Below are 10,206 nucleotides of genomic sequence, written 5' to 3'. Positions count from 1 at the left end.
GGTGATCGCGCAAGTTCAATGGAAATCGAAGGTCCGATTTCCATTGAATTTGCGCGGATCCGCTCAGCGCAGGTCGGCGGGCGGATGGCCGAACTCGGCGCGGAACACCCGGGTGAAGTGCGCGTGGCTGGCGAATCCCCAGCGGTGCGCGATCCCGGCGATGGTTCGGTGCCGGGAAGCCGGATCGGCGAGTTCTCGCCGCGCCCGCGCCAACCGTCGCCGCTGCACGTACCGAGCCGGGGTATCGCCTTCGGCGGCGAACAACCTTCCCAGGTGCCGCACGGACATGCCGACCGCAGCGGCCACCCGCGCGGGCGTCAGCTCGTGGTCGCCGAGGTGGCGGTCGATGAAGTCCTTGGCCGCGAACAGCGGCGCCGCACCGCCGGTCGCCAACGCCCGCAACAGGTCCAGCGCGAGGTCGTCCGTCCCGTCGGACACCGACTCCGGCCGGGCGGCAATCCCCTCCAGCAAGGTGCGCAGCGACCCCAACCCCGGGCTGTCCACGCCGAACCGGATCGGGCTGGGCACTTCGGCGAACAGCTCGCGCGGGATGTCCACCAGCAACTGCCGCATCGGCGCGGAGAAGCCGAACAGGTACGACCGGCGCGTGTCGTACATAACCAGCTCGCCCGCGCCGAGGGTCAGGCAACCCTGCCCGTGGTAGAATACCGCCTCGCCGGAGAGCACCAGGCTGGCGAACACCGAATCCTTCGGCAGCGCACGACATGCGGCCGAGGTCCGCTCGACGACGTGCTCGTTGCCCGCGATGTCGGCCATCCGCAGCGCCCCGAACCGCACGTTGGTCTGGGTGGCCAGCAATCCCTGCTCGGCGTACGGCGAGCACTTCAGCCCGACCAGCGCGCGCCGGTTGTACTCCTCCCACGCGGCCACCCGGTCTGCCGGATCCACGTGGGCCGTGGACAACCGAGAGATCAGCGAGCCGGGCTGGGTCATCACGGCCTCCTGCGGGCGCCCCGTTGCCACGGCAGACTAACCCCGCGTCCGGGCGGCCTCAAGCAGCCGAGTAGCCGCCGTCCACCGGCACCACGGCCCCGGTGACGTAGCGGGCGGCCGGCGAGCAGAGGAACTCGATCACCGACGCGACCTCCGCCGGATCGCCGAGCCGGCTCATCGGGATCCGCGCCAGCACCGCGGCCGACGCCACCGGGTCGTCGAGCACGCCCCTCGCCAGCGGGGTGACCACGAAACCCGGTGCCACGCAGTTGACCCGCACACCGAGCGGCGCGAACTCGATCGCCAGCGAGCGGACGAGCTGGCCGACACCGCCCTTGCTCGCGCTGTAAGCCGGCCGGTCGGCGCTGCCGGTGAAGGCGAACATCGACGACACCGCGACCGCGGAACCGCCCGTCGCGGCCAGTCCGTCGCGAGCAGCGGTGCACGCGGTGAACACCGAGGTGAGGTTCACCGCGAGCACCTGCTCCCACACCTGCGGCTCGTACTCCCGCCGGTCGCCGCTGATCCCGGCGCAGGCGACCAGGTGCTCGACCCGGTCCACCCCGCCGATCAGCGCGCTCAGGGCGTCCCGGTCGGTCACGTCCTGCATCGCGACCGCGATCCGCTCGTGCACGGGCAGCTGATCCGGCTCCGCGGGCGGGAGCCCGATCGCCAGCACGTCCGTCCCGCTCTCGGCGAACCGCAGAGCGGTGGCCGCCCCGATGCCCGAAGTCCCGCCGGTGATCACCACCGTCACGGCCGCACCACCACCTTCACCTCGCCCGCACCGGCGCGCAGTCCGCGCTCCACCACCTCGTCGAGCGCCACCGTCGAGGTGACGATCCGCGAGAAGTCCACGCCGTCCGCGGCGAGCCGGATCAGCTCCGGGAACGTGTCCCGGTACCCGACGGTCGCGATGATGGACTGCTCGCGGTTGACGAGTGCGAAGGCGTCGAAGTCCAAGCGGCCGCCGAGACCGACGAGCACCACGCGCCCGCCCGCGCGCACCGCCGCCAGACAGGTGTCCAACGTGGACTGAACACCGACCACCTCGAACGCCACGTCCACCTCTGGCACATCGGGCCCGGTGCTGGTGGCGCCCAGTTCGACGGCCAGCTCGCGCCGGCCGGCATCCGGGTCCACCCCGTGGATCCGGTCGATGCCGAGCTGCCTCGCGAGCAGGACGACCAGCAGCCCGATCGGCCCGAGACCCACCACCGCGATCGACTCGCCGCGGCTGGCCCCGGAGCGGCGCAATGCGTGCAGCGCCACCGAAGCGGGCTCGAAAACCGCTGCCTGCTCGAAAGAAACACCCTCGGGCAGCACGTGCGCCATGTACGCCGGGATGGTGGCGTACTCGGCCAGACCACCGTGCCCCATCAACCCCGCGAACCCGAAGTGCGCGCAGATGTTGTACTCCCCCGCCCGGCAGCGGTCGCAGCGCCCGCACCGGTAGTGCGGCTCGACCGCCAACCGGTCGCCCTCGGCCAGGCCGCGCACGCCCGCGCCGACCGCGGTGACGGTGCCGCAGAACTCGTGCCCGAGCACCAGCGGCAACATCACCCCCGACTCCGGGTGCGGCGTCACGGGTATCGCGTGCGGCCCATCGGCGAACTCGTGCCGATCGCTGCCGCAGATCCCGCAATAGGCGACCCGCAGCTGAACCTCCCCCGGCCCGGGAGCCCGGACCGGCACCTCACCGATCCGGACATCCCCAGCACCGTGGTACACCGCAGCCAGTCCCGCCTCTCCGGGATTCACAGTGGGGGTTGATTCGGGTTTCAATCTTGCGTTTCGCGGTTTCTTGTGGCTGGTTTGCGTCACGTTCCCCTGAGGTGCGGTTCTGCAGGACTCGGTACTCATGCTTCCGCCTCCGCTCGCTGTCGCAGGAGCAGCGGTGCGGTTTCTCGCAATCCGAACGACAGCAGGACCACCACGACTGCGCCGCCGACCGCGATGAACATCGCCGCCTGCAGTCCCCACTCGTCGGAGGCCCATCCGGCGAGCACCGGTGCCAGGCATCCGCCGCAGAGCTCGCCGACGCCCATCACCAGTCCCAGCGCGGTGGCCAGCGCCCGGCTCGGCACTGCCTCGGCCGGGATCGTGGCCATGAACAGCGTGAAGCAGCCCAGCCCGGTGTAGGTGAGCACGACGATCACCCCGAGCAGCAGCTGCTGCTCCACCAGCACCACCGCCAGCGGGCACAGCGCGGCGACCGCCGCGAACGCGATCATCGTGCGCCGCCTGCCGATGCGGTCCGAGATCGCCGGGATGGCGAAACCCCACAGCACCCAAGCGATGCCGAAGCAGGCCATCACCGCGCTCATCGTGCCGGGCGAGTACCCCTTGGCGCCCGCCAAGTAGGTCGGCGCGAAGGTGATGATCACGACGAACCAGGTGAGGAAGCACGCCGCGATCGCCATGCACAGCACGATGTTGCGCTCGCGCAGCAGCTGCCCGAACGGCACCCCCGGACCGGATTCGGCGGTCACCTCCACGCGCCCACCGGGCGGGACCTCCCGCACCGAGCGCGCCACCCACGCCGCCAGCAGCAGCCCCGGCACGATCGTCAGCAGAAATGCCGCGCGCCAGCCCAGGTGCCCGGCGGCCCACACCACGACGACCGGCGAGACGATCCCGCCGAGCAGCCCGGCCGAGGACCCCTGCACCAGCCCCATGTTCAGGCCGCGCCGGCTCGGCCGGGACGCCTCGATCATCAGCGACTGGGCCATCGGCAGCACCGCGCCCTCGGCCAGCCCCATCAGCGCCCTGGCGATCAGCAGCCCGGTGAAGCCGGTCATCAGCCCGGACGCGGCCGAGCACCCCGAGAAACCGATGATCGCCGCGATGAGCAGCGGTTTCCGCTTCCCGATCCGGTCGGAGACGGTGCCCACGACCATCCCGGACAGCGCCCAGGTCAGCGCCAGCACCCCGGACAGCGCGCCGAGCTGGGTGTTCGACAGCGGGAAGTCCTCGCGGATCATCGGCGCGAGGAACGACAGCGCCTGCCGGTCGAAGAACACGAATCCGAACGACAGGAACAGGATCAGCAGCAGCCGGTTCTCGTAGCGGGCCGGGTTCATGGCGGCGACCCGGTCAGCGGAACAGCGAGTTGACGTAGTCCGCGCCGAGACCGACGGCGTCGTAGTGCTTGCGGCACAGCTCGATGTAGTCGTGGACGTCGAAGTAACCGGTGGTGTTGCCGTCCTCGTCCAGCCAGATCAGCGGGCCCTTGACGATGAACATCGCCTTCATCGGCTCCTCGCTCTCGTAGGCGACCAGGGTGTGCCCCTCCCCCGGCGCCTCGTAGACGAAGTCGCCGGCCGAGGCCGTCCACGGCCGCTCCAGGTAGCCCCACTTGCCGGAGATCGTGTAGGCGAACACCTCGTGCGGGTGGTAGTGCCGGTTGACCAGCCCGGCCGACTTGGCCCGCAGGACGTCGGACCACGAGTTGTCCTTGACGTTGATCCACAGCGGCCGGGAGCCGACGGTGTCGGAGAACGGCGCGTAGTAGCGGTCGTCGTCGGTGGCCACCTGGGACAGGTAGACCTCGGGCTGGGCGTCGGGCTTGAAGGAGTTCTCGATCGGCTTGAGGTCCTTCCAGAACTCCGTGGTGGGCTGCTCGGGCATCTCCGCCGCCTCTCTCGAATCGGTGCAGGTCCTGGCATCCAAACCCGTCGGCGGTCACCGGGTCTTCCCGCTGGCGGACACGTCCTTGCCCGTGGCGGACATCGGTTCCAACGCCTTGTAACAGCTGCTACATTCTCGGGCGTGACAGAAGCAGCCCCGCGTTGGCTGGTCCTCGTGATCAAGGTCCCGACCGGACCGTCGCGGCACCGCGTCGCCGTGTGGCGGGAACTCCGCAAGATCGGAGCGCTCTCCCTCGGCCAAGGCGTGTGGAGCGTGCCCGACGTGCCGGTGTTCGCCGACGGCATCGCCCGCGCCGTCGAGCTGACCCGGCAGGCCGGTGGCCAAGCCCTGGCCCTGGACGCCGCCGGGCGCGGCGAAGCCGATGCCGCCGCGCTTCAGGAGCAGTTCACCGCGGCGCGCTCGGAGGACTGGACCGAGTTCCTCGCCGATTGCGGCAAGTTCGAGGCCGAGATCGCCAAGGAGATCCGCAACGCCAAGTTCACCCTGGCCGAGCTGGAGGAAGAGGAGCAGTCCCTCGAGCGGCTGCGGCGCTGGCACCGCGACCTGACCGCCCGGGACGTCTTCGGCGCCCCGGAAGCGCCCGAAGCCGCCGAACAGCTCAAGAAGTGCACGGCGGTGTGCGAGGACTACGCCGAACGCGTCTTCGGTGCGCTGCACAACTCGAACGGGGCGATCTGATGAGCACGCCCCGCCAGATGTGGCCGCTGTACGCGGCAGGCTTCACCACCGCCTTCGGCGCCCACGGCATCGCCGCGAACCTCGGCGGCTTCTCCGCTGACGCAGTCACCTCCCTGCTGGTGCTCGGCGGGCTGCTCGCCCTCTACGACGGCGCCGAGGTCCTGCTCAAACCGCTGTTCGGCGCCCTCGCCGACCACATCGGCGCCCGCCCGGTGCTGATCGCCGGCCTGCTCGGCTTCGCCGCCGCATCGGCGACCTACGTCATCGCCGACAGCCCCGCCTGGCTGTGGGTGGCCCGCCTGGGTCAGGGCGCCGCGGCGTCGGCCTTCTCCCCCTCCGCCTCCGCGCTGGTCGCCCGGCTCAACCCGTCGGCCAAGCACGGCCGCGCCTTCGGCTCCTACGGCTTCTACAAGTCCATCGGTTACACGCTGGGCCCGCTGCTGGGCGGCGTCCTGGTGTGGACCGGCGGGCTCTGGCTGCTGTTCGCGGTGCTGGCGCTGCTCGGCCTGGGAGTCGCCATCTGGGCCGCGATCGAGGTCCCGGCGACCCCGCCGCTGCCCAAGACCCGGCAGACGGTGCTGGACCTGGTGCGGCGCCTGACCGACCCGGCGTTCCTCGCCCCGACCGCGGCGCTGGCCGCGGCGACCGCCGCGCTGTCGGTGGGCGTGGGCTTCCTGCCGGTGACCGGCCGCCTGGCCGGGCTGGGCCCGATCGCCACCGGAGCCGCGGTGTCGGTGCTGGCCGCCTGCGCGGCCGTCGTGCAGCCGAACGCCGGGCGAGCGCTGGACACCGGGCGGCTGACCCCGCCCCGAGGCATCGCGATCGGCCTGGTGATCGCCGCGGTGGGCCTGCTCTGCGCGGTGGTTCCCGGCCTGCTCGGGGTCCTGCTGGCCGCCGCGCTGATCGGCGTCGGAACCGGCCTGATCACCCCGCTCGGCTTCGCCGCGCTGGCTGCGTCGACGCCGCAGGAGCGGCTGGGCCAGACGATGGGTGCCGCCGAGCTCGGTCGCGAACTCGGCGACGCGGGCGGCCCGCTGCTGGTCGCGGCGGTCGCCACGCTCGCGGGCCTGGCCTCCGGCTACCTCGTGCTCGCGGTGCTGATCGCCCTCGGGCCTGCGATCGCCTTCGGCCTGCGCACCGCGCGCCTACGTCAGCGGACGTAGCCGAGGTTCAGCTCCGCATCGGATGAGCTGATCACCCCTGTCGGCCACGCTTCAACGAGCTGCCCGACAGGAGGGATCCCATGACGACCACGACCGCACGCCCCAGCGGCCAGCGCAGCCGTCGACTCAGCGCTCGCGGCCGCAAGGCGTTCCTCGCCGCGCACCTCCTGGCCGCAGCCGCGTGGTTCGGCATCGACCTCGCCGTCGGCATCCTCGTCGTCACGGCCATGGTCACCGACTCCCCCGCGACCGCGGGTGCCGCGCTGCAAGCGGTCGGGGTCTTCGCCGTCTGGCCGATGCTCACCGCCGCCGCCCTGTGCCTGACCACCGGCGCCGTGCTCGGGCTGGGCAGCAAGTACGGACTGCTGCGGTACTGGTGGGTGGCGGTGAAGCTCGGCATCAACGTGCTCTTCGCGGTCCTGATCGTCGTCGCGCTGCGCCCGCTCATCGACCAAGCGGCCGACGCCGGCACCCACCTCGCCGGAGGTGGTACCGGCGCGATCCCCACTCTCCTGCTGTACCCGGTGGTGGTCGGGCCGAGCCTGCTGCTCACCGCCTACCTGCTGTCGGTGTTCAAACCGTGGGGCCGGATCCGGTGAGGCGGCATCAGGGCAGCTGGAAGCCGAACGGCAGCTCCAAGCGGTGCGCGGCGAGCAGCTCGGCGTCGGCCAGGATCTCGGCGGTGGGCCCGTCGGCGACCACCGCGCCGTCGTCGATCAGCACGCTGCGCGGGCACAGCTGCCAGGCGTAGGGCAGGTCGTGGGTGACCATGAGCATCGTGCCGCCCCAGTCCAGCAGCACCTCGGCCAGTTCGCGGCGGGCCACCGGCTCCAGGTTCGACGACGGCTCGTCCAGCACCAGGACCTCCGGGTCGCAGGCCAGCGCGGTCGCCAGCGCGACTCGCTTGCGCTGGCCGCCGGACAGGTGCAGCGGCGAGCGGTCGGCGTGCTCGGCCATCCCCACCGCCGCCAACGCCGAGTCGACCCGTTGTGCCAGCTCAGCGCCCCGCAGACCGAAGTTGGCCGGGCCGAACGCGACGTCCTCGCGCACGGTCGGCATGAACAGCTGGTCGTCGGGGTCCTGGAAGACCAGCCCCACGCGGCGGCGGATCTCGGTCAGGTTCCGCTGCTGCACCGGCAGCCCGCCCACTTCGATGCGCCCCGACCCGGCGCGCAGCACGCCGTTGAGGTGCAGCGTCATCGTCGTCTTGCCCGCGCCGTTGGGCCCGAGCACGGCGACCCGCTCCCCGCGCTCGACGCGCAGGTCCAGGCCGCGCAGCGCGCGGTGCCCGTCCGGGTACTCGTAGGTCAGCCCGGCAACCTCCAGCGCCGCAACGTGTTCCGGCGCCGCAGCGCGTTCGGGCGAGGTCTTGCTCAGGCTGTCCACAGCGCGGCTCCCAGGAGAACAGCGGCGACGGCGGGTGCGGTCATGCCCCACCACCACATCGCCGACGACGTGCGGCGCGACTCGCCGAGGTCGGGCATCGCGCCGCGCCACCCCCGCGAGACCATCGCCAGGTGCACCCGCTCACCCCGCTCGTAGGAGCGGATGAACAGGCTGCCGATGCCCCGCGCGGTCGCCCCGACCTGCCACAGGAATCGCGGGTCGTGCCCGCGGCAGATGCGGGCGATGCGCATCCGCTCCGCCTCGGCCACGATCACCTCGGCGTAGCGGAGCATCAGCGTGATGATCGTGATCAACGACTTCGGCGCGTGCAGCCGCTGCAAACCCACCACCAGCTCGCGCGGCGCGGTGGTGGCGGCCAGCAGCAACGACGTCGCCAGCCCGAGCGTGCCCTTGACCAGGATGTTCCAGCCCGCCAGCAGCCCCTCGACGGACAGCGGCAAGCCCGCCACGTCCGTCGTCGCGCCACCGGCGGTGAACGGCAGCACGAGGGCCAGCACCACGAACGGCACCTCGATCAGCAGGCGGGCGGCCAACCAGCGCGGCGGGATCCGCGCGAGCAGAGCCAGCGCGGCCAGCAGCACCGCGTACCCGCCGAACGCCCAGAACACCTCGCGCGGGGTCGCCACCACGCACAGCACGACCAGGAACGCGGCGATGATCTTGACCTCCGGCGACAGCCGGTGCAACGCCGAAGCACCCGGCAGGTGCAATGCGCTCGCGTGACCGGCACCCACCGCTACTCGCTCCCGGTCCGCCGGCGAAGCCCCCAGAACAGGCCGCCGGCCGCGATCAGGGTGACCACCGCACCGATCACGCCGGCGAGTCCGGTCCAGCGGTCGTCACCGCCGACGGTGTAGTCGGCCAGCGGACCACCGGAAAGAGCGTGCTCCTGGGTGTTCTGCGCGATGCAGTGCCCGGTCAGCTGCTCGCCCCGGTCGGTCTGCACCACCTCGCAGCCCTGCTGGGTCACCGCGTCCAGGCCGTCCGGGTCGGAGTCGGCGAAGTAGGCCACCCCGCCGGCGATGACGAGCACCACCAGTCCGAACACCAGCAGGAACCGTCGCATCCCCGTCACCGCACGGCCTCCTTCTCAGCACGAGCACCGCGCAGCAGGTGGACCAGGTCCGGCCGCACAGCCGCCACCGCACCGACGGTGGCAGCGGTGATCACGCCCTCGCCCAACCCGATCAGGCAGTGCACCCCGACCACAGCGATCGCAGCGGTGCCCGTGCCGTAGCCGGCGGCACCACCGATCGCGTACTCGAGGACGAAACCCCCGGACGCCGCAACGGTGTTCACCCAGGCCGCGACGAACGCGGTCACCAGCAAACCGCCCCTGCTGCGGGTGGCCACGCGGCGCAAGGCCAGCGCGACGAGGTAGCCGACCGCAGTGCCGATCAAGGCCATGTTGGTGATGTTCGCGCCGAGCATGGTCAGCCCGCCGTCGGCGAACAGCAGCGCCTGCACCACCAGCACGATGGCCACGCACAGCGCGCCCACCCACGGCCCGGCCAGGATCGCCGCCAGCGCACCGCCCAGCAGGTGCCCGCTGACGCCCGGCAGCACCGGGAAGTTGATCATCTGCGCGGCGAACACGAACGCGGCCACCAGACCGGCCATCGGCGCGGTCCGGTCGTCGAGGTCACCGCGCGCCTTGACCAGCGCCAGCGACAACCCCGCCACCGCGACAGCGGCGAACAGCACCGCCGTCGGTGCGCTCAGCAACCCGTCGCTCATGTGCATCGCGAGCGTCTCGGTCCGCATCTCGCACCCTCCTGCACGTCCAACTGCCCATCGAGGGTAGTTGCCCGCGAGGTGCTGTCACCAGACCTTGGCAAGAGGCGATGATCGCATTCTCACCAGCGAAAACAGACGACCCGGGCAAAAGCACCCGGGTCGTCCGCAAGTCCTTCCGATCAGTCTCTGACGGCCAGCGCCAGTTCGCCGTTGGCGTCCCGCTCGGCGTCCAGCGTCTTGTCCCCCAGCAGGGTGGCGACCTGCGGTTCGAGGAACACCCGGACCCCGGACTCCTCGATCACCTCGTCGCCCTCCTGGGGCGCCTCGGCGATCGACGCCTGCAGTCCGTCCCCGGCCGGCGCGATGCGCAACCCGGAGCCTTCTTGAGAGTCACCACCGACGAGGACGAGCTTGATGACCTCGGCGGCGCTCTCACTGATGGTGAGCATGATGCTCAACTCCCTTGTCGGAGCCGGTCAGGTGAAGGGGCCACCGTGTCATCCGGTCGGCCCAACACGCAAACCAGTCGCCGAAGCTCGGCGTCGGACAGCTCGCTCAGCGCGGCTTCACCACCCACGATCGCGTCGGCCAATTCCCGCTTGTGCACGAGGAGTTC

13 protein-coding genes are annotated in these 10,206 nt (G+C 71.4%); 3 read left to right on the top strand and 10 right to left on the bottom strand.

Annotated elements, in window-relative coordinates; all coding sequences use genetic code 11:
* Positions 1 to 63: 63 nt before the first annotated feature.
* The 5 genes from ABTZ89_RS29490 to ABTZ89_RS29470 all read right to left on the bottom strand — a co-directional run bounded on the left by ABTZ89_RS29490 (position 64) and on the right by ABTZ89_RS29470 (position 4,584).
* The gene (locus ABTZ89_RS29490; protein ID WP_351050747.1) at positions 64 to 954 is read right to left on the bottom strand and encodes a helix-turn-helix domain-containing protein; all 891 of its coding nucleotides are present in this window, start codon (positions 952 to 954) and stop codon (positions 64 to 66) included.
* Between the two features lie 58 nt (positions 955 to 1,012).
* Entirely contained in the window at positions 1,013 to 1,711 is a 699-nt protein-coding gene (locus tag ABTZ89_RS29485) for an SDR family NAD(P)-dependent oxidoreductase (protein ID WP_351050744.1), read from the bottom strand.
* The gene (locus ABTZ89_RS29480; RefSeq protein ID WP_351050750.1) at positions 1,708 to 2,649 is read right to left on the bottom strand and encodes an alcohol dehydrogenase catalytic domain-containing protein; all 942 of its coding nucleotides are present in this window, start codon (positions 2,647 to 2,649) and stop codon (positions 1,708 to 1,710) included. The genes ABTZ89_RS29485 and ABTZ89_RS29480 overlap by 4 nt, the downstream gene beginning before the upstream one ends.
* Before the next feature lie 164 nt (positions 2,650 to 2,813).
* A complete protein-coding gene (locus ABTZ89_RS29475; protein WP_351050741.1) occupies positions 2,814 to 4,037 on the bottom strand; it encodes an MFS transporter in 1,224 nt (407 codons plus the stop codon).
* A gap of 13 nt (positions 4,038 to 4,050) precedes the next feature.
* Positions 4,051 to 4,584 carry a 2,4'-dihydroxyacetophenone dioxygenase family protein gene (locus tag ABTZ89_RS29470; protein ID WP_351050738.1) on the bottom strand — a complete coding sequence of 178 codons (534 nt, stop codon included), beginning with the start codon at positions 4,582 to 4,584 and terminating at the stop codon, positions 4,051 to 4,053.
* Positions 4,585 to 4,725: 141 nt separating this feature from the next.
* Between ABTZ89_RS29470 and ABTZ89_RS29465 the strand changes: the two genes are divergently transcribed.
* From ABTZ89_RS29465 to ABTZ89_RS29455, 3 genes are all read left to right on the top strand, one after another.
* Positions 4,726 to 5,283 carry a Chromate resistance protein ChrB gene (locus tag ABTZ89_RS29465; RefSeq protein WP_270953979.1) on the top strand — a complete coding sequence of 186 codons (558 nt, stop codon included), beginning with the start codon at positions 4,726 to 4,728 and terminating at the stop codon, positions 5,281 to 5,283.
* Positions 5,283 to 6,446 (top strand): MFS transporter, encoded by a 1,164-nt coding sequence (locus ABTZ89_RS29460; RefSeq protein WP_351050735.1) that lies wholly within the window; start codon positions 5,283 to 5,285, stop codon positions 6,444 to 6,446. The genes ABTZ89_RS29465 and ABTZ89_RS29460 overlap by 1 nt, the downstream gene beginning before the upstream one ends.
* Before the next feature lie 80 nt (positions 6,447 to 6,526).
* Entirely contained in the window at positions 6,527 to 7,045 is a 519-nt protein-coding gene (locus ABTZ89_RS29455) for a hypothetical protein (RefSeq protein WP_270953975.1), read from the top strand.
* A gap of 7 nt (positions 7,046 to 7,052) precedes the next feature.
* Here ABTZ89_RS29455 and ABTZ89_RS29450 read toward each other — a convergent pair whose 3' ends face one another.
* The 5 genes from ABTZ89_RS29450 to ABTZ89_RS29430 all read right to left on the bottom strand — a co-directional run bounded on the left by ABTZ89_RS29450 (position 7,053) and on the right by ABTZ89_RS29430 (position 10,039).
* Positions 7,053 to 7,832: an energy-coupling factor ABC transporter ATP-binding protein gene (locus ABTZ89_RS29450; RefSeq protein WP_351050732.1), complete on the bottom strand. Its 780-nt coding sequence runs from the start codon at positions 7,830 to 7,832 to the stop codon at positions 7,053 to 7,055.
* Positions 7,820 to 8,587 (bottom strand): cobalt ECF transporter T component CbiQ, encoded by a 768-nt coding sequence (gene cbiQ / locus ABTZ89_RS29445; RefSeq protein WP_270953971.1) that lies wholly within the window; start codon positions 8,585 to 8,587, stop codon positions 7,820 to 7,822. The genes ABTZ89_RS29450 and cbiQ overlap by 13 nt, the downstream gene beginning before the upstream one ends.
* Before the next feature lie 2 nt (positions 8,588 to 8,589).
* On the bottom strand, positions 8,590 to 8,919 hold the full coding sequence (locus ABTZ89_RS29440; RefSeq protein WP_270953999.1) for a PDGLE domain-containing protein: 330 nt from the start codon (positions 8,917 to 8,919) through the stop codon (positions 8,590 to 8,592).
* Positions 8,920 to 8,924: 5 nt separating this feature from the next.
* The gene (locus ABTZ89_RS29435; protein ID WP_351050728.1) at positions 8,925 to 9,617 is read right to left on the bottom strand and encodes an energy-coupling factor ABC transporter permease; all 693 of its coding nucleotides are present in this window, start codon (positions 9,615 to 9,617) and stop codon (positions 8,925 to 8,927) included.
* A gap of 152 nt (positions 9,618 to 9,769) precedes the next feature.
* Positions 9,770 to 10,039: a HesB/YadR/YfhF-family protein gene (locus ABTZ89_RS29430; RefSeq protein ID WP_270953968.1), complete on the bottom strand. Its 270-nt coding sequence runs from the start codon at positions 10,037 to 10,039 to the stop codon at positions 9,770 to 9,772.
* Positions 10,040 to 10,206: the final 167 nt, after the last annotated feature.

The organism is Saccharopolyspora sp. NPDC002686 (assembly GCF_040295745.1).
In the GTDB taxonomy this organism is placed as follows: Bacteria; Actinomycetota; Actinomycetes; order Mycobacteriales; family Pseudonocardiaceae; genus Saccharopolyspora; species Saccharopolyspora oryzae.
Note: the sequence above shows the minus strand (reverse complement) of the source record. Positions and strands in the feature narration are given on the sequence as shown.

Excerpts from the sequence above, each read along its gene's own strand:
- ABTZ89_RS29475 (WP_351050741.1), bottom strand. The coding sequence starts at position 4,037 with ATGAACCCGGCCCGCTACGAGAACCGGCTGCTGCTGATCCTGTTCCTG.
- ABTZ89_RS29490 (WP_351050747.1), bottom strand. The coding sequence starts at position 954 with ATGACCCAGCCCGGCTCGCTGATCTCTCGGTTGTCCACGGCCCACGTG.
- ABTZ89_RS29460 (WP_351050735.1), top strand. The coding sequence starts at position 5,283 with ATGAGCACGCCCCGCCAGATGTGGCCGCTGTACGCGGCAGGCTTCACC.
- ABTZ89_RS29455 (WP_270953975.1), top strand. The coding sequence starts at position 6,527 with ATGACGACCACGACCGCACGCCCCAGCGGCCAGCGCAGCCGTCGACTC.
- ABTZ89_RS29440 (WP_270953999.1), bottom strand. The coding sequence starts at position 8,919 with ATGCGACGGTTCCTGCTGGTGTTCGGACTGGTGGTGCTCGTCATCGCC.
- ABTZ89_RS29430 (WP_270953968.1), bottom strand. The coding sequence starts at position 10,039 with ATGCTCACCATCAGTGAGAGCGCCGCCGAGGTCATCAAGCTCGTCCTC.
- ABTZ89_RS29435 (WP_351050728.1), bottom strand. The coding sequence starts at position 9,617 with ATGCGGACCGAGACGCTCGCGATGCACATGAGCGACGGGTTGCTGAGC.
- ABTZ89_RS29470 (WP_351050738.1), bottom strand. The coding sequence starts at position 4,584 with ATGCCCGAGCAGCCCACCACGGAGTTCTGGAAGGACCTCAAGCCGATC.